Source organism: Bradyrhizobium sp. T-1, from assembly GCF_053592855.1.
Map to the genome: position 1 here is coordinate 8,201,097 of NZ_CM132115.1, position 16,336 is coordinate 8,217,432.

General features: G+C 64.3%; 17 protein-coding genes and 1 tRNA gene. 7 read left to right on the plus strand and 11 right to left on the minus strand.

The genetic code is table 11. The features are described 5' to 3' along the window. The first annotated feature begins 12 nt into the window (after positions 1 to 12). The 3 genes from ACWAT4_RS39115 to ACWAT4_RS39125 all read left to right on the plus strand — a co-directional run bounded on the left by ACWAT4_RS39115 (position 13) and on the right by ACWAT4_RS39125 (position 4,267). The gene (locus tag ACWAT4_RS39115) at positions 13 to 3,054 is read left to right on the plus strand and encodes a bifunctional diguanylate cyclase/phosphodiesterase (RefSeq protein ID WP_212302107.1); all 3,042 of its coding nucleotides are present in this window, start codon (positions 13 to 15) and stop codon (positions 3,052 to 3,054) included. Position 3,055: 1 nt separating this feature from the next. Then, positions 3,056 to 4,123: a sensor domain-containing diguanylate cyclase gene (locus ACWAT4_RS39120; RefSeq protein WP_449729533.1), complete on the plus strand. Its 1,068-nt coding sequence runs from the start codon at positions 3,056 to 3,058 to the stop codon at positions 4,121 to 4,123. 67 nt (positions 4,124 to 4,190) lie between these two features. After that, positions 4,191 to 4,267: transfer RNA gene (locus tag ACWAT4_RS39125), tRNA-Arg, on the plus strand. A gap of 2 nt (positions 4,268 to 4,269) precedes the next feature. On the opposite strand, the gene ACWAT4_RS39130 is transcribed toward ACWAT4_RS39125, so the two are convergent. Together ACWAT4_RS39130 and ACWAT4_RS39135 are read right to left on the minus strand one after the other, a co-directional pair. Next, positions 4,270 to 5,172, minus strand: coding sequence for a sterol desaturase family protein (locus tag ACWAT4_RS39130; RefSeq protein ID WP_212302105.1), 903 nt, complete (start codon positions 5,170 to 5,172; stop codon positions 4,270 to 4,272). 1 nt (position 5,173) lies between these two features. Next, entirely contained in the window at positions 5,174 to 6,250 is a 1,077-nt protein-coding gene (locus ACWAT4_RS39135) for a hypothetical protein (RefSeq protein ID WP_449729534.1), read from the minus strand. A 76-nt stretch (positions 6,251 to 6,326) separates the two neighbouring features. On the opposite strand from ACWAT4_RS39135, the gene ACWAT4_RS39140 reads away from it, so the two are divergent. Together ACWAT4_RS39140 and ACWAT4_RS39145 are read left to right on the plus strand one after the other, a co-directional pair. Further along, positions 6,327 to 6,656 (plus strand): hypothetical protein, encoded by a 330-nt coding sequence (locus ACWAT4_RS39140; RefSeq protein ID WP_449729535.1) that lies wholly within the window; start codon positions 6,327 to 6,329, stop codon positions 6,654 to 6,656. Positions 6,657 to 6,899: 243 nt separating this feature from the next. Then, positions 6,900 to 7,040: a ComC/BlpC family leader-containing pheromone/bacteriocin gene (locus tag ACWAT4_RS39145; protein ID WP_143270143.1), complete on the plus strand. Its 141-nt coding sequence runs from the start codon at positions 6,900 to 6,902 to the stop codon at positions 7,038 to 7,040. A 63-nt stretch (positions 7,041 to 7,103) separates the two neighbouring features. Here ACWAT4_RS39145 and ACWAT4_RS39150 read toward each other — a convergent pair whose 3' ends face one another. Next, the gene (locus ACWAT4_RS39150; protein WP_212302102.1) at positions 7,104 to 7,397 is read right to left on the minus strand and encodes a hypothetical protein; all 294 of its coding nucleotides are present in this window, start codon (positions 7,395 to 7,397) and stop codon (positions 7,104 to 7,106) included. A gap of 233 nt (positions 7,398 to 7,630) precedes the next feature. Then, on the minus strand, positions 7,631 to 8,317 hold the full coding sequence (locus ACWAT4_RS39155) for a DNA-3-methyladenine glycosylase I (protein ID WP_449729536.1): 687 nt from the start codon (positions 8,315 to 8,317) through the stop codon (positions 7,631 to 7,633). A gap of 177 nt (positions 8,318 to 8,494) precedes the next feature. Here ACWAT4_RS39155 and ACWAT4_RS39160 point away from each other — a divergent pair, with 177 nt between their 5' ends. Continuing rightward, entirely contained in the window at positions 8,495 to 9,322 is an 828-nt protein-coding gene (locus ACWAT4_RS39160) for a metallophosphoesterase family protein (RefSeq protein WP_449729537.1), read from the plus strand. Here the strand turns inward: ACWAT4_RS39160 and ACWAT4_RS39165 are convergent. The 6 genes from ACWAT4_RS39165 to ACWAT4_RS39190 all read right to left on the minus strand — a co-directional run bounded on the left by ACWAT4_RS39165 (position 9,261) and on the right by ACWAT4_RS39190 (position 13,926). After that, positions 9,261 to 9,746 carry a Crp/Fnr family transcriptional regulator gene (locus tag ACWAT4_RS39165; RefSeq protein WP_212302099.1) on the minus strand — a complete coding sequence of 162 codons (486 nt, stop codon included), beginning with the start codon at positions 9,744 to 9,746 and terminating at the stop codon, positions 9,261 to 9,263. The genes ACWAT4_RS39160 and ACWAT4_RS39165 overlap by 62 nt on opposite strands. A 103-nt stretch (positions 9,747 to 9,849) precedes the next feature. Next, on the minus strand, positions 9,850 to 10,380 hold the full coding sequence (locus tag ACWAT4_RS39170) for a GNAT family N-acetyltransferase (RefSeq protein ID WP_212302098.1): 531 nt from the start codon (positions 10,378 to 10,380) through the stop codon (positions 9,850 to 9,852). Between the two features lie 138 nt (positions 10,381 to 10,518). Next, positions 10,519 to 12,045 carry a magnesium-protoporphyrin IX monomethyl ester anaerobic oxidative cyclase gene (gene bchE, locus ACWAT4_RS39175; protein ID WP_449729538.1) on the minus strand — a complete coding sequence of 509 codons (1,527 nt, stop codon included), beginning with the start codon at positions 12,043 to 12,045 and terminating at the stop codon, positions 10,519 to 10,521. A 131-nt stretch (positions 12,046 to 12,176) separates the two neighbouring features. Further along, a complete protein-coding gene (locus ACWAT4_RS39180) occupies positions 12,177 to 12,917 on the minus strand; it encodes a di-trans,poly-cis-decaprenylcistransferase (protein WP_449729539.1) in 741 nt (246 codons plus the stop codon). Between the two features lie 30 nt (positions 12,918 to 12,947). After that, entirely contained in the window at positions 12,948 to 13,322 is a 375-nt protein-coding gene (locus ACWAT4_RS39185; RefSeq protein WP_212302095.1) for a transcriptional regulator, read from the minus strand. Beyond that, complete coding sequence (locus ACWAT4_RS39190) at positions 13,309 to 13,926, minus strand: hypothetical protein (protein ID WP_212302094.1); 618 nt, start codon at positions 13,924 to 13,926, stop codon at positions 13,309 to 13,311. The genes ACWAT4_RS39185 and ACWAT4_RS39190 overlap by 14 nt, the downstream gene beginning before the upstream one ends. Before the next feature lie 195 nt (positions 13,927 to 14,121). Between ACWAT4_RS39190 and ACWAT4_RS39195 the strand changes: the two genes are divergently transcribed. Beyond that, positions 14,122 to 15,378 (plus strand): S1C family serine protease, encoded by a 1,257-nt coding sequence (locus tag ACWAT4_RS39195; RefSeq protein ID WP_449729540.1) that lies wholly within the window; start codon positions 14,122 to 14,124, stop codon positions 15,376 to 15,378. 220 nt (positions 15,379 to 15,598) lie between these two features. Here ACWAT4_RS39195 and ACWAT4_RS39200 read toward each other — a convergent pair whose 3' ends face one another. After that, the gene (locus ACWAT4_RS39200; RefSeq protein ID WP_449729541.1) at positions 15,599 to 16,333 is read right to left on the minus strand and encodes a DUF899 domain-containing protein; all 735 of its coding nucleotides are present in this window, start codon (positions 16,331 to 16,333) and stop codon (positions 15,599 to 15,601) included. Positions 16,334 to 16,336 lie beyond the last annotated feature (3 nt).

The following is a 16,336-nucleotide window of genomic DNA, read 5'->3' on the forward strand; positions in this document are numbered from 1 at the left end:
TGGGACGCTGCCATGCGGCGCGGTCCCGTGCTGTGGCTGACACTCTCGGGCGCATTGCTGGTCGCCGGCATCTTTGCGGTGACCGCGATGGCCGTCGGCGAGTTTCGCGAACGCACGCTGACCAATCGCGAGCGCGAGCTGGAAAACACCGTGCAGCTGATTGCACGGCACTTCGATCAGCAGTTTGAAGATTCCGACGTCGTCGCAGCCGACTTGATCGGGCAGATGCGCCTGCCGGAGATCGCCTCGCCGCAGATGTTCCGCGAGCGCATGTCGGGGCCCGAGGCCGACCGGATGCTCAGGAGCAAGATCAGCGCCGTCTCCTACCTGGGCGACATCGCGATCTACGACGCCGACGGCGAACTGATCTCCTGGTCCCGTGCCCAGCCCCTGCCCAAGATCAACATCTCGTCGCGGGCCTACTTCCAGACCTTCAAGACCAATCCGATGGCGGAGCCGGTGCTGCTGGAATCGGTACGCAGCTTCCTGATCGGCAAATGGACCACGGTCGTCGCGCGCCGGCTCAGCCTGCCGGACGGCACCTTCGTCGGCGCCATGGTCCGTCGGATCGATCCCGACAGCTATCAGCACTATTTCGCTTCCGTCGCGCTGGCCGAGGGTGCCGCGATCTCGCTGTTCGACCGCGAAGGCGTGATGCTGGCGCGCTACCCGGGTGTCGAATCGATGATCGGGACCAGCTACAAGAGCGCGCCGCTGATGCAGAGGGTGCTGACCCGAGGTGGCCAGCATACGCTTCGCGTCACCAGCCCGGTCGACGGCGAAGAGAAGCTCGGCTCGGCCGTATCGCTGACCCATTTCCCTCTTGTCATCATGGCGACCAACACCACGTCGGCCGCGTTAGCCGACTGGCGGCAGCAGACCGGATTCATGGTCACCACCGCAACTTTGTCGGCGGCCGTGATCGCGCTGATCCTGTTCCTGATCATCCGCCTGATCAACCGGCAGAACCGCGAGGCCCAACAGCGGCTGGAGGCGGAGCGGCTACGGCTCGACACCGCCCTCAACAATATGTCCCAGGGACTGATCCTGTACGACGCCGACGGCTATATCGTCACCTGCAATCGTCGCTATGCCGACATGTTTGGCCTCTCCCACGACGTCATCAAGCCCGGCTGTCACATCCATGAAGCGATGTACCACCGCAAGGAGCGCAACGCGTTCAGCGGCAATGTCGAGGAGTTTTGCGCCGAGGTCATGAAGGGCGTCGCCGAAGGCAAGGTCGCCACAAAGATGCATCAATTGCCCAACGGCCGCGCCTTCCAGGTCATCAACACGCCGCTCGCGCAAGGCGGTTGGGTCGCGACGATCGAGGAGATCACCGAGCGGCGCAGTCTGGAGCAGGAGCGTGACCGCAATTACACGTTCCTGCGCGAGATCATCGACCACATCCCGTCGCAGATCACGGTGAAGGACGCCAGGACGCGGCAATATCTGCTGATCAACCGCACCGCCGAAGAGCAGTTCGGCCAATCGCGCGAGGCCGTGTTCGGCAAGACCCCCTTTGACATCTATCCGGCAGACACCGCAAGGGCGGTCAGCGAAGACGACAGCGCGGCGCTGCAGACGGCCGAGGGATTGTTCAAGGACGAACATCCCTGGCAGAGCCTGACCATGGGGCTGCGCTACATCACTTCGACCCGGATCGGCATCCGCGACAAATCCGGCGAGCCACGCTACCTCATCAATGTCGTGGAGGATGTCACCGAGCGGCGCCGCGCCCATGACAAGATCGCGCATATGGCGCATTACGACGCGCTGACCGATCTGCCCAACCGCGTGCTGTTCCGCGAGCAGATCGAGCGCGAGCTGAAGAAGGTCGCAGGCGGCGAACAGTTCGCGCTGCTCTATATCGACGTCGACGAATTCAAGGGCATCAACGATTCGCTCGGCCACCATGTCGGCGACGAGCTGTTGAAGGCGATCGCGGGCCGCATCCGCGCCTGCCTCAAGCCGGGCGATTTGATCGCACGGCTCGGCGGCGACGAGTTCGCCGTGATCCAGACCGGAATCGAATCCTCCACCGACGTGCTGGCCTTCGTGACGCAGGTCCATGAGGCGATCCGCCGCCCCTATCATTGCCTCGGGCACCAACTCTCCACCGACGCCAGCATCGGCATCGCACTGGCGCCGCAGGACGGCGCCGATCTCGACCAGCTGGTCAAGAATGCCGACCTCGCGATGTACGGCGCCAAGGCGGAGGGACGGCGCACCTATCGCTTCTTCGTTCCGGAAATGGATGCGTGCGCCAAGGCCCGTCTCACCATGGAGCAGGATCTGCGTCAGGCGCTGATCAATGGCGGCTTCGAGATCCACTACCAACCGCTGGTCAATCTGCAATCGGGTGATGTCTCCGGCTGCGAGGCGCTGCTGCGCTGGCGCCATCCCGAGCGCGGCATGATCTCGCCGGCCGAATTCATTCCGATCGCCGAGGACACCGGCCTGATCAACGAGATCGGCGACTGGGTGCTGCGCACGGCCTGCAACGAGGCCGCGACCTGGCCCGCCCATGTTCGCGTCGCCGTCAACGTCTCGCCGGTGCAGCTGAAATGCGACACGCTGGCGCTGCGGATCGCGGGTGCGCTGGCCGCCTCCGGGCTGGAGCCGCGGCGGCTCGAGCTCGAGATCACCGAGGCGGTGCTGATCCGCGACGACGAGGCGGCGCTCTCGATCCTGCACCAGCTCCGCTCGATCGGCGTGCGCATCGCGCTCGACGATTTCGGCACCGGCTATTCCTCGCTGAGCTATCTGAAGCGCTTCCCGTTCGACAAGATCAAGATCGACCGCTGCTTCGTGGCCGACATCGCCGATGCCGGCGGTGCGCCCGTGATCGTGCAGGCGGTGGTGAATATCGCTTCCGCCAGCCGCATGACGACGGTCGCCGAAGGCGTCGAGACCGAGGCGCAGCGCGAGATGCTGCGCGCGCTCGGCTGCACCGAGATGCAGGGCTATCTGTTCAGCAGGCCGAAGCCGGCGGCCGAAGTGCGCGAGCTGTTCGGCCGAGGCGACGCCATGCCCGTGGCGGCGGTGGCCTGAGATGGCAAAGCGTATCACGGCTCCCACCAAGGCTATCGACGTCGCCGATTCCTACGCGGTGCGGCTGATGCAGCATCTGGTGGTGCCGACCTTCGTGATCGATCCGAAGCGCCGCGTCGTGATCTGGAACAGGGCCTGCGAGCGGCTGACCGGCGTTGCCGCCACCGAGGTGATCGGCACCAACAAGCATTGGCAGGCCTTCTACGAGACCAAGCGACCTTGCCTCGCCGATCTGGTCGCGCTCGACCGGCCCGAGCAGCTGCCGGAATTCTATTCGGAATATGCCGCGCGCGGCCACAACGGCCTCGGCTTCAGCGCGGAGAACTGGTGCGTGATGCCGAAGCTCGGCAGCCAGCTCTATCTCGCGATCGACGCCGGCCCCATTCATGACGAGGCCGGCAATCTGATCGCCGTGGTGGAGACGCTGCGCGACCTCACCGACCAGAAGCGCGCGGAGATGGCGCTGAAGGAGCTTGCCACCAAGGACGGGCTGACCGGGCTTTCGAACCGCCGCTCGTTCGACCAGATGCTGATGAGCGAATGGGCGCGCGCGCAGCGGACGCAGCAGCCGCTGGCGCTGCTGTTCGTCGACGTCGATCATTTCAAGCTGTTCAACGACCAGCACGGCCACCAGACCGGCGACGAGTGCCTGCGCGAGGTCGCGCGCGTCGTCAGCCGCCATGCGATGCGACCGCTCGATCTTGCCAGCCGCTATGGTGGCGAGGAATTCGCGCTGATCCTGCCCGAAACGAGCCGCGACGATGCCTGCGCCATCGCCGAGGAGATCCGCTGTGCCGTCATGGCCCTGCGGATCGCCCATGGCGCCCATGGGGCCGGCAACCACGTCACCCTCAGTGTCGGCGTCGCCAGTCACGTCCCCGGCGAGACCGACGGCGCCCCCGACCGGCTGTTGGGTGCGGCCGACCAGGCGCTCTATGCCGCCAAGCGGCTCGGCCGCAACCGTGTCGTCTGCTCCGAGCGGGTGCTGGCCGAGTTCGCCGGCCTCGGCCGGGACGATGGGCCGGTCAATGGTCAGGTTCCTGGCCCTGCCCGGCGCAAATCGGCCTAAAGCGCGGCTATTGCCGCGGCAAGACCGGTTGCCCACCTCTCGCCAATCGGCTACATGAATCCTCGCTGCACCCGTAGCTCAGCTGGATAGAGCGTTGCCCTCCGAAGGCAAAGGTCACACGTTCGAATCGTGTCGGGTGCGCCATTTCATCCCGCTGCAGCCCCGACCTTTTGACCGCCATCGTACGCCTTGGCCGGCGCGGCCGTCGGCACCGCCGGACCATCACCGGGCGGGCCGACCAGGCAGGCGAACCGGGCACGCCAGGTTGGCGCGCGCCAGAGATCGCGCCCCAGCGCGGCCCATTCGTGAAACGCGATGATGACAGGATTGTTGGAGCGCAGCGGCTTCACCAGGCCGTAGTGACACGGCAGCTCGTCGCGTTCGGCGACGAAGGTGCCGAACATCCGGTCGAACACGATGAGGATGCCGCCATAATTGCGGTCGAGATACTCCGCATTGCAGGCGTGGTGCACGCGATGGTGCGACGGCGTGTTGAGCACATATTCCAGCCAGCCGAGCTTCGGGATCCACTCCGCGTGCAGCCAGAACTGGTAGAGCAGATTGATGGCGGCGGCGATGAACACCGGCCCCGGCGCGAAGCCGAGCCAGATCATCGGCACGTAGAAGACCGCGGCGCCGGTCAGCCTTCCGGTCCAGCCGAAGCGGTAGGACGCCGCGAGGTTGAACTCGTTCGAGGAATGGTGGATCGCATGCGTCGCCCAGAACCAGCGAACGCGATGGCTGGCGCGATGGAACCAGTAATAGCTGAAATCCTGCGCGATCACGAGCACGACCACCGAGAGCGCGCTATTGAGCGGCACGGTGAACAGCCGGTGGCTCCAGGCCAGGTCGACCAGCGGCTGCGCGATGCTGAGCGGCAGCAAGGTGTAAACCAGATATTGCCGGCCGAGCGCATCGGCCAGCGAGGCCCAATAGGCGCGCCAATTGTAGTCGCGCCGCATCACCAGCGCCAGGACGAGCCCCTCCAGCGTCGCGATCGCGATCACGGCGGGAAGGGCGAATTGCAAAACGGAAATCAGCGGCTTCATGTCAACCTCGTGTCCACAGACGACTCGCCTGCGGGGCAATGGATCGCACCGACAAAGCGCGGTGGCGCGCCGATTCCTCAACGAGGACTGGCCGATTCCCGCAAAAGGCCAGCCAAAACCGGGAATCGGTCAGGTTTCGGCGACGCCGTCGGCACGCGCGCGCCGGTACTCGGACGGCGTCAGGCCGGTCTGCGCCTTGAAGGCGCGGTTGAAGGGCCCGATCGAGCCGAAGCCGGCGTCGAGCGCGATGGTCAGGATCGGCACCCAGCGCGGCTTCGGCCTCCGCCAGGCGGTAGCCATTGACGAAGGCACTGAAATTACGATGGCCGAGCTGGTGGTTGATCAGATGGCGCAGCCGGTATTCCGGAATGTCGAGCTTTTGTGACAACGTTGCGATGCTCAAATCCGGCTCGCGAAAGACCTTGTCGTGGTCGAGCAGCCCGCGCAGCGCCGCAAGTTCGGCGGCATTGGGCTCGGTCGCGAGCACCGCGGACGGCGGATTGCGCGGGATCGTGGCCGGCTGACTTTCCAGCGTGCTTGTCAGTGTCCTTGCCAGCGCAGGCGCAGGAATCAGCGACGTCTCGGCCGAGGCCTGCGTGCCCAGCACGGCGAACAGGAAAATCAGCGCCGTCAGGCCGGCCGCGTTGGCGAGGCTGAGCGACGCCGCCGAAAGGCCCCCGGGCCAGAGCCAGTCCGAGCCGATGATGAACAGTGCATAAAGCGCGGTGACCATCGCATACCAGACGCGGAGCCTTCGCCGCTTCTCCACGAGGTCGGTCGCACGCCCCGACAGCACGTGCCAGACGCCGAGCAGCAGCAAGGACACCGACAGACAGGTGCGCGCCACATCGACCGACATCGGATGCCTGAACATGTCGACCAGCGCGAACCCCATCAACGCAAGGCCGCCGACCCAATGGTACCACCGCAGGCGAAACTCGTCGACGAAGATGGCGCTCACCACAATCCAGAACGCCGCCGGCATCACGACGCTGACGAGATGGACCGGCATGCGCAGCGGCAGAGCCAGCGCATCGAAGCCCGGGGCCGAGTCGACGATATAGGCCGCGATGCTCAAGTTCAGCAATACGACATAGCGGCTGATGGGATTGCGCCGCGCGTCGCGCGCAGCCATCGCCACGCGGAAGAGAAGAATGACGACTGCCCCTCCTCGCAGCGCGGCTTCCAGGGTCGACATGCGATTCAGCGGTCCGATCGAAATCGTCGTTGTTAAAGGAACGGGAAAGAGTATCGCATCAAAGCCGCCTATTCTGCTTCTAAATATTTCCGATTGTTCAATGGCTATATTGGGCAACCCGTCCGCCAAGGCCCAACGGATCCGCGCCAGCTCCCGTGCCTATCGCCGACCGACCGGGCAAATCCAACTGCCGGGACCAACGCAGCACGGGATGCGACTTGGCGTCATTCCAGCCGAGCCCATCAAGAGCACGATCGACCTGCTCGAAAATTCCTGGAGTCGCTGAAGGCCTCGCTGACAGGTTCAACCTGCGGCGGGACAGGCCCGAGCCGCGCGACCAATCGCGCCGGCCCTTCGTTGATCGGGTCCTGATATCAGCAACGCGTCGTACGTCCGCTCCAACCACCCTTCGGCGCCCAGGGGTGGTAGCCGCCTGTGTGGTCTCCGTCACGGCGACGCAGCGTGGTCGACGACATTCTCTTCGTGTCGCGCGGAATGATCCGCCCGATGTGACATGAGGAGATTGCAAATGCAGAACATGGCTCGCGAATTGACGGAGACCGAACTCGAGACGATCGCCGGCGGAAGCTTCTGGGGAAGCATTGCCGGCTTCTTCCGCGGCCTGTTCGGCGGCCCCGGCGACCTCCGCCGTCCGCTCGACCGCCCCTGATCTCAACTGATCTTTCGCAGCATCCGGACGGGGGCCGAAACGCGGCCCTCGTCCTCGCAGATTTCAGTGCCTGACATGCTCGAACACGACGATCACACCAGTCGGCTCGGGCTCATGCGCCATCAGGCGCGTCAGATCTGCATCGCTCCAGTCGGCGAGGCTGACGACTTCGCCGGTCTCTCGATCCGCACTGATCGACGGGGTTGGCTCGAGGACTTTCAATCCCATCTCGTCGACAAAGAAGGTGTGCTCGCCGAACATGCTGTTGAGCTGGGGCATGGCGGGATGCTCGTCGGGCAGCACCTGCGCGCCGAGCTGGTTAACGGTCTGCTTCACCTGTTCGGATGTGAGCTTCATGAGCTGCTCCGTTCCATCATGTCGGGTTTCATGGCATGAACCAAGTCTTTTGGCCGGAGCGCGCGCGTTCCCCGCGCCTGTGCCGCCTGGCTCAGATTCCCGAACGGGTGCTGCGCACAAATGTTCCTCGGAAATGCATTTCGTGATCGCGCATTGCATCTGCCGTGCTCACGTCGCGGGATCGCCACATGATGTCCACGATCCACTCGCTTCCGCGCCAACCATCCCCTCAGCTACTCGCTTCGGTTCTCGCCAACCGACAGCGCACAGATGCGTGACAAATAGGTGTAGGGCAGACCGGTCTCCTCGGCCCAGGCGTTGAACTGCGCCTGCACCTTGGCGAGATCGCCTTTGGACTTGACCTCCTCGGCGATGTCGAGGCCGGCATCGCGCAGGCAGGCGACGACGTCCTTCGAGGTGACAAAACCGTCCCAGCCGACGAAGCGCAGCAACATCTGCCCGGTGTTGCCGCCAAGCCGGCTGCCGCGCTTGGTCAGAAGATCGAGCAGGCCGATCTCGTTGGATGGCGGCCACTTCGCCAGAAACCTGCCGAAGCTGCCGTGCCCTTTCGCGATCTCCTGCACGAAGGCGGCGTTGTCACGCACCGACATGATCTTGGCGCCGTTGCGCACGATCCGCGCGTCACGCAGCAGGGCCTCCCAGTAATCCTCAGGCTGGAAGCTGAGCTTGGCCGGCTGGAAGCGCAGAAAGGCGTCTTCGAAACCGTACCACTTGGCGTCGATCACGCTCCAGGCAAAGCCCGCGCAGAACACGCGCCTGGTCATCTCGGCCAGGATCCGATCGTCGCCGAGCTTTGCCAGGCCCTTCAGATCGGGCTTGTCAGGCATCAGCCTGTCCAGCGCCTTGGGGCCGCCCTTGCGCTTCTCGGCGCGTGCACGAATGGTCTTGAAGGAAATCATACGAACAGCCGCGATGAAGGGTGCTCCACGACATCAGAATTCGACGGCCCGGTCCAGCCTGCGACACTCTGCCCGATTTCACACGCCGCGGCATGCTCCCGGGCGCGCTGGTCCGCTTCTTGCTTCATTGCATTTTGGAATTCCCAGACATTTCGCCCTCTCTCCGACGGATGATCGATGCGCTGCCTGGTCGTGGCCGACCTGCACTACTCGCTGCCGCAGTTCGACTGGCTGGTCAGCGCGGCGCCCCAATTCGACCTCGTGATCTTCGCAGGCGATGCGCTGGACATCGGCTCGATGGTCGATTTCCGCGCCCAGATCGTGGTGGTGAAGAAATACCTCGCACTGATCGCGGCGCAGACCAGGGTCATTCTCTGCTCCGGCAATCACGACCTCGACGAGCGCAATGCGGAGGGCGAGAAGATCTCGCGCTGGATCTCGGAGGTGCGCGAGCTTGGCATCGCGTGCGACGGCGACAATCTCACCATCGGTGACACGCTGTTCACGGTGTGCCCGTGGTGGGACGGACCGCTGGTGAAGCAGCGCATCGTCGACCAGCTGCACGACGCCTCGCTCAACCGCGCGCAGCGGTGGATCTGGACACATCACGCGCCGCCGGCCAATTCACCGACGAGCTGGGGCGGCAAACGTTTCTTCGGCGACGTCGAGCTGGTGCAGTGGATCACACAATATCAGCCGTCGATGGTGATCTCGGGCCATGTGCATCAATCCCCCTTCATCACGGACGGCTCGTGGTTCGACCGGCTGGGTCAGACCTGGGTATTCAACACAGGCCTGCAGCCGGGACGGCCGCCGACATACCTTGTGCTCGATATGGATGAAAACAAGGCGTTCTGGCTGGCGGCGGGCGAGGCGCAGTGGATCGACCTCGATGCAGCGCTGAAGCGACCGGCGTCGACTATCGAGCTGCCACCGGACTGGCTCACATCCTTGGATCGGATTGCCGATCCGAGCCTGGCGAGACCTCGAGCGGCGGCAGGTTGATCATGCTCTGCAGCACCTCGCCGACCATGGCGAGATGCGTGCCGTGACCGGCATATTGCCGCTTGAGATCGGCAAGATAAGTGTTGGCGGCATTGAGCCGCTGCGCCAGCATCCGCGCGATCAACAGCGCGACCTCCGGCTCCCGCTTGAGGAGCGAGGCAGCATCCGCGAATTCGTAAACAACCGAGTCGGAGCAAGCCCGCACCGTCGCCGTGTATGGCAGCCCCAGCAACACGGACATCTCGCCCAGCACCGCACCGGGCTCGGCAATGGTGGCGACCACCATGTCGCCCTTGAGCACCTCGAGCCTGCCGGTCATGAGCACGTAAAGGGGGCCGGATGCGCCGCCTTCGGTCAGCAGATGCGTGCCGGCCGCGATCTGCCGCTCAGTGCCACCGGTGCAATAATCCAGAACCGCGCGCATCGCCGCATACTCCCATCTTGGGAGATAGTAGAGCACGATGCGCGAGGAGATGCAGCGATTTTTGAGCCCACCGCACGCCCGCCCAGACTTTCGGCAAGCGACCTCAGCGTGACAGCCGCTTTGCGAAATGGATCGACTGCCAGTCTCCGAGGCCGGTATCCGCAAACCCGGCCTTCTTCGCAAGGCCGCGCATCTCGGCGTTGGTACGCGCGGTCTCGGCCGCGATCATCTCGTGACCGAGATCGCTGGCACGCCGCTCCATCGCCGTCACCATTTGCAGGCCGACGCCCGTGCGCTGAAAGACATCGGCCACGGAGATGGCGAAATCACCGTGCCGTGCGGCGGCGTCATAGGCATATCGCGTCTCGCCGATGATCGTGCTCGGACCTTCCTCCTGCCTGAGTTCGGCGAGCAGGGTGAAATGATTGGGATGGCTGACCTTGGCGATGCACTCGGCGGCAAGCAACGCGACGTCGGCGCGTGCGCCCATGAAACGCTTGTTGCGCGTTGTGGCGGAAAGACCGGTGAAATAGATCGAGAGGCCCTCGACGTCAGATGCATTGGCGGTCCGGATGCGGACCATTGCCTTGGCTTGATGCAGCTCGACAGCTGCATCCAGAGATAGCTGTGACATGCGCGAGGCTTTCGACAGGTTGCAGGAACAGCAGACCTAGCCGAAGCCGCGCTTTCGCCGCTTGGACGTGGCCGCCAATCTTGCGGCCAAAAGCGAACAGCGCATGCCGTAGCGCTGCACGTCACACAGAGACGGCACTCATGCGGCCTCGCGCCTCCCGACGCGCCGCTCCGGCCGCACGGCCGTCATCGATTGCTCTTCGGCATCCTGCGGCGCGCCCCAGAATTCCCGCACCGTCGGCCCCCATCGCAGCCGTCGCGCCCGCAAAAACTCGAGGATCTCGTGCGGCCAGACTCTGCGGCCCATCTGCGTGTACCAGCGCATGGCGTGACGCAGGCCCGCATCGCGCTGAAACAGCACGCGCCAGATCGCCTTGGGGCGACATTGCAGCACCATCTCCGTGAACTTGAACCACACCAGCACGCGCCACGGCGCCATGTAGCGCGTCGCCAGCACCTGATGCTTGTAGTCCCAGCGGCGGCGATCCGGCTGGATCACGCGGCGGTCGGCGGCGAGCCGGAAATATGGCGTCCAGCGATGCGGCGTGACGTAGAGGAGCTGAACCTGATCGGGATCGTAGGCGAGCAACTGCTTCAATCCACGCCAGTGATCGCGATCGGTTTCTTCTTCGAACCCGACCACCCAGGTCGCCATCGACAGGATGCCGTGCCGCCGCAACAGGCGGATCGCCTCGCGGTCGGTTGCGGTGGTGGCGCCCTTGCGGATCAGCTCCAAGGTCGTCTCGTCGGTATTCTCCAGCCCGAGCAGGAATCGCTGCCAGCCCGCCTTCTTGTAGAGATGCAGGATATCGGCATCGCGCACGATGTCGTCGGCGCGAGTCGAGCCCACCAGGATGAGGTCGACATTCTCGGCAATCAGCGCGTCCAGGAAGGCACGCCAAGCCTTTTTGGACACGGTCGGATTTTCGTCGGCGAAGTTGATGACCTTGACGCCGTGCTCGCGGTGCAGGCGCGCCAACTCCTTGGCGAAGCGAACGGGATCGCGATGGCGCCAGCGCGTCCAGAAGCCGCGCTGGCCACAATAATTGCACAGATGCGGACAGCCGCGCGAAAACTGCACCACCACCGCGCGCAGGCCGCCCCAGTATGAGTAACGCGCGTGATCGATCAATTCCCAGCCAATGCGATAGGCATCGAGATCGGCGATGACAGGCGCCGGCGGTGTCGCGCGCGGGCCCGCGGCGTCGCGGAACGCGATGCCGCTGATGCCGTCGAGATCGTGGCCATATTCCAGCGCCCGCATCAGGCGACGCGCGGTCTCCTCCCCCTCGCCGCGCACGATCGCGCTGACATAGGGCTCATCACGCAGAATCTCGCGCCAGTGATAGGTCGGGAAAACGCCGCCATAGACGATCAGAACGCGCGGCATCGCCTTCACCAGTGCCTGCGCAATCTCTGCAATTACCGGATGTCCGGAGGTCGAACCGGAATGGCCGAACAATACGGCATCCGGAGCGAAGCGGCTCGCGGCGCTGATGATCTCTGCGATCGGCGTCGGGCCAAACTCGGCATCGATCAGCCGCACGGTATGACCGTCATCGATCAGCGGGCCGCCGATCGCGAGCAGGCCGAGCGGCGGCAGATGATCGTCCGGAATCCGGCTTCCGATCGAGGGATGAGGCACGTTGACGAGAAGAACACGCATGGACTTTCGCTCCCGCTTTGGTTGGCGTGATCGTCCGTCCCACTTCTGTGAAGAAGCCCAATCCCCCGACTGAACCTGAAGACATCGTCCGGAAGCTGGCGCGGAAATTCTTGCTCGGCCGCGCCTCAGCATCACGCCCGAGAAAGTGAGGGCACCTCCTCCGGCATGATGGCCTGGAGGCCGCCGAAGCGCCGCTCGCGACCATGGAAGGAGGCGAGCGCCGCGGCGAGATCGCCTGAATCGAATTCGGGCCACATCCGCTCGGTGAAATGCAGCTCGGCATAGGCGCCTTCCCAGAGCAGGAAGTCCGACAGCCGCTTCTCGCCGGAGGTGCGAATGATGAGATCGACGTCGCGCAAGCCAGCCTCGCCCGTGACGAGCTGCGAGAAGGCTTCGCGGGTGAGGCTGGTCAGCGCGGCAGCCTTCGCCGCCGCGTTGAGGATGGCGTCGCGCGCGGAATAGTCCACGGCTATGCGCAGATGCAACGTATTGCCGTGTGCGGTCGCGTCCTCCGCGCGTGCGATGGCGCTGGCGATGCCGTCCGGCAAGCGGTCGCGGCGGCCGATCACATTGAGCCGTACGCCGTTCTTCACCAGGCTCTGCACTTCATTGGCGAGATAGAAGCGCAGCAGCGTCATAAGCGCGGCGACCTCGGTTTTGGGCCGGCGCCAATTATCTGTCGAGAACGCGTAGAGCGTCAGGGTGCCGATGCCCTGCTTGGGCGCGGCCTCGACGATGCGGCGGATGGTCTCGACGCCGGCCTCGTGGCCGCGCACGCGCGACAGGCCGCGGCGCGTCGCCCACCGACCGTTACCGTCCATGATGATGCCGACATGAAGCTTCTCGTTGTGAGACGTGACGTCACTTTGCATTGCAAAGTCTCCGGTCAAAAAGGGGGACGATCAGGTCGAGAGAATGCCGAGGCGGCCGAGCGGCGGTGCCTCGCGGCCGGCAGCCTTTGCAGCGTCGCGTACCAGCCGCTCGAGCACGGCGAGGTAATCGAGGAAACGGCGGCGGCCGGTCTTGGTCAGACGGCAGGTGGTGTGCGGGCGATTGCCCTCATAACCCTTGGTCACCTCGACCAGGCCTGCCTCCTGGAGCACGGCGAGATGACGGCTGAGATTGCCGTCGGTGAGGCCGCAGAGTTGCTTGAGGTCCGCGAACGCAAGTCCTTTCGGGTGAGCCATCAGCGAGGTCAGAAGCCCGAGTCTCGCCTTCTCGTGGATCACACGGTCGAGCCCCTCATAGGAGAAAGGCGCGTTGTCAGTCTTCGACATCGTTGTCTCCGGACGCGAAATACAGAATGGCCGCCATCACCGACTGGCCGATCACGAAGGGCAACCCCATGGTCCATGGCGACAGCATGTGGGTCTGGCTCGCCAGTACCACCACCGCAAAGCCCGAGACGAAGTACCAGGCTCCGGCAAACGCCACGCTGCGCGGCAGCGAGCGGACCGACGCGAAAATGCCGAGCGACACCAGGATCTGCCACAAGCCCGGCAGGAGCCACAGCGTCTCGGCGGCAAACTTCCACATCACCACTGCAAGCAGCACGCCGGCGACGCCCGCGGGCAAAAACTGCTCGACCGCCTGGTGGATCATGGCGTCGGCAAGACCCGAATGATGACGACGCGAACGCGCGCGCATCTCGATCCAGATCACCAAGCCGGACAGCGCAGCTGCAAAGAACCAGCCGAGAAAGAAGCTGAGCGGCTCGCCCGTGGGATCACCGAGCAGCCAGAACTGCAGGATCGCGGTGACAAGCGCGACCACGCCTGTGGCGGCCATCGTCGCCGAACCATAGCCGCGGAACGCGGTGCCGGCCGCAATCTGGCTGCGGATCGCCACGATGTCGGCCAGCGCTTTGTCGAGATCGCGCATCGGCAACGCCAAAACTCCGCTCCACCCGGTTCACGTACCAACCCAGTAACTTTGTATCGCAAAGTATACCGCATCACAAAGTGAAAGCAAGCCTGAGAGTCACCGCGAAAAGCATCCGGCTCGAACAGACAACTAGCGGTTGCGCAGAGCCTGCCCGCGCAGATAGGATGCAGCCTTAGCGACCCGGGGGGAGTCATGTGGGTGAAATCGTTTGTCGCCGTCGTTCTGTTACTGGTGAGTTTTGCCGGCGTCGCGCAGGCGAAAGGACCATTCGGCAACGTCAATGTCGGCAACTGGATCGGCGGCGCCTTCAGCAACGACGAGACCGGCGCCTTCTCCCATTGCGCAGCGACCGCGCCCTACGCGAACGGCGTCATCCTGGTCGTGAGCCAGAATGCCGCCGGCACATGGTCGTTGGCCTTCGCGAGTCCCGGCTACCACTTCACCAAGGGCGAGAATGCAGCGATCGACGTAATCTTTGACGGGCAGGAGCAGGCCAGGCTGTTCGCCACGGCCTACCAGCCCAACATGCTCACGGCCGTGATGCCGCTCAATGTCGTCCGCACGTTTCAGAAGGCGAGCCTGATGGTGGCGACAGCCGGCCGTGCGGTTCTGAATTTCGATCTGACCTCGACCGGGCCGGTGATCGCGGCCTTGGCCAATTGCGTGACCAAGGTGAAGGCTGACGGGCTCGACAAGGCCGGCGATTTCACCAAAGGTGCCGCTAAGCCAGCAGCTACGGCAGACAAGCAAGGCTCGCCGCCAACCGGCAAGCCCGGCAGAGGGGCCAAGAGTAGCTCCGGCTTCGGCACCGGCTTCGTGGTCAGCGCTAGCGGGCACATCGTCACCAACAACCACGTGATCGACGGTTGCAGCGAGCTCAAGGGCAATCTTACCGGCGAATCCGCGATGGTGTTGCGCGTGGTGTCTGCTGATGCCAACAACGATCTCGCTTTGTTGCAGGCGCCGTCGACGGCGACGTTCAAGGACTTCGCCCGGATCCGTGACCGCCCGATTCGGTCCGGCGATTCTGTCGTCGCGATCGGCTTTCCGTTCCACGGATTGCTGACCTCGGACTTCACCGTGACGACGGGCATTGTGAGCTCGCTCAGCGGCATGCGCAACGATTCGCGCTTCCTGCAAATCAGCGCGCCCGTGCAGCCCGGCAACAGCGGAGGCCCGCTGTTCGACACGACCGGTCAGGTCGTCGGCGTCGTCACCGGGAAGCTCGACGGATTGCGCGTCGCCGCGGCAACCGGCAGCATCCCCGAAAACATCAATTTCGCCATCAAGACCGGCGCGCTGCGCGACTTCCTCGACAATTCGGTGGTGCCTTACCAGACGACCGAGCCGAAGGGTGAACTCAAGACCACCGACATCGCCGGCAATGCCCGCGCCTATACGATGCTGATCTCTTGCAACGCCACGGAACAGGCTGACGCGAAGAAGTAGCTACCGCGCGCCGAGGCGCGCTGCCGCGTCACCCCCGCTGTCATTCCCCGCGACCCGGCTACGCCGGGGTTGAGGTCTTGGGGCGCCGAAGCTTTAGCGTAGGCGGCAAGCGGGGAATCCAGCACGCCGCGGCTTCTCGATTAGATCACTCCCGTCTCGGAGAACTGGGTCGCCCGGCCAAGCCGGGCGACGACATCTTTGATGTAGGCTGAGCCCCCCCTCACCCGTGGCAGCACGCGCCCTTCGCCTGCGGCTCGTACTGGTCGTGCAGGCGGACCCAATCCATCGGATAGGGAAGACCTTCCTCGTGACGGCCGAGCGGCGTGAGATCGAGATATTGATACGCGGCGTTCATCATGTCGAGGCCGCGGGCGAAGCAGGAATAGGTGTGAAAGATCTCGCCGGCTTCGTTGCGAAAGAACACGCTGATGCCGGGCAACTCCGGGCCATAGAACGGCGTGGTACCAAAATTGTATTTCGGCACACCTTGCTCGATCTGCTCGCGCGTGAACGAGACCCCGTAATCGTAGTTGAAGGCGTTGCCGCCTGAAGATACCCAGTCGAAACGCCAGCCCATGCGCTTCTTGAACGCCTCGAGCTTTTCGACTGGCGCCAGCGAGATCGCGGCCATGGTGGTGTCGCGCGCCGCCAGATGCGGCACCATGCGCTCGAAACCATCGACCCAGAAGGAGCAGCTCTTGCAGGCCGCGTCCCAATCCGGCGCAAACATCACATGCTGGACCACCAGCTGCGGGCGCCCCTTGAAGAGATCAGCGAGCGTCACGCTGCCGTCCGGCCCGTCGAATACGTAGTCTTTATCGACCTTCACCCAGGGCAAGGCGCGGCGCTCCTCTGCCAGACGCTCGCGGGCCTGAGAAAACTCCTTCTCGTGCGCCAGATGGGTTTTGCGAGCGGCGATCCATTGCTCGCGCGAGACAACCTGATGTTGCTGCATGAT

Bases quoted from the DNA above. Each gene is read 5' to 3' on its own strand.
- ACWAT4_RS39115 (WP_212302107.1), top strand. From the start codon at position 13: ATGCGGCGCGGTCCCGTGCTGTGGCTGACACTCTCGGGCGCATTGCTG.
- ACWAT4_RS39120 (WP_449729533.1), top strand. From the start codon at position 3,056: ATGGCAAAGCGTATCACGGCTCCCACCAAGGCTATCGACGTCGCCGAT.
- ACWAT4_RS39130 (WP_212302105.1), bottom strand. From the start codon at position 5,172: ATGAAGCCGCTGATTTCCGTTTTGCAATTCGCCCTTCCCGCCGTGATC.
- ACWAT4_RS39140 (WP_449729535.1), top strand. From the start codon at position 6,327: ATGACGACTGCCCCTCCTCGCAGCGCGGCTTCCAGGGTCGACATGCGA.
- ACWAT4_RS39145 (WP_143270143.1), top strand. From the start codon at position 6,900: ATGCAGAACATGGCTCGCGAATTGACGGAGACCGAACTCGAGACGATC.
- ACWAT4_RS39150 (WP_212302102.1), bottom strand. From the start codon at position 7,397: ATGAAGCTCACATCCGAACAGGTGAAGCAGACCGTTAACCAGCTCGGC.
- ACWAT4_RS39155 (WP_449729536.1), bottom strand. From the start codon at position 8,317: ATGATTTCCTTCAAGACCATTCGTGCACGCGCCGAGAAGCGCAAGGGC.
- ACWAT4_RS39160 (WP_449729537.1), top strand. From the start codon at position 8,495: ATGCGCTGCCTGGTCGTGGCCGACCTGCACTACTCGCTGCCGCAGTTC.
- ACWAT4_RS39165 (WP_212302099.1), bottom strand. From the start codon at position 9,746: ATGCGCGCGGTTCTGGATTATTGCACCGGTGGCACTGAGCGGCAGATC.
- ACWAT4_RS39170 (WP_212302098.1), bottom strand. From the start codon at position 10,380: ATGTCACAGCTATCTCTGGATGCAGCTGTCGAGCTGCATCAAGCCAAG.
- bchE (WP_449729538.1), bottom strand. From the start codon at position 12,045: ATGCGTGTTCTTCTCGTCAACGTGCCTCATCCCTCGATCGGAAGCCGG.
- ACWAT4_RS39180 (WP_449729539.1), bottom strand. From the start codon at position 12,917: ATGCAAAGTGACGTCACGTCTCACAACGAGAAGCTTCATGTCGGCATC.
- ACWAT4_RS39185 (WP_212302095.1), bottom strand. From the start codon at position 13,322: ATGTCGAAGACTGACAACGCGCCTTTCTCCTATGAGGGGCTCGACCGT.
- ACWAT4_RS39190 (WP_212302094.1), bottom strand. From the start codon at position 13,926: ATGCGCGATCTCGACAAAGCGCTGGCCGACATCGTGGCGATCCGCAGC.
- ACWAT4_RS39195 (WP_449729540.1), top strand. From the start codon at position 14,122: ATGTGGGTGAAATCGTTTGTCGCCGTCGTTCTGTTACTGGTGAGTTTT.
- ACWAT4_RS39200 (WP_449729541.1), bottom strand. From the start codon at position 16,333: ATGCAGCAACATCAGGTTGTCTCGCGCGAGCAATGGATCGCCGCTCGC.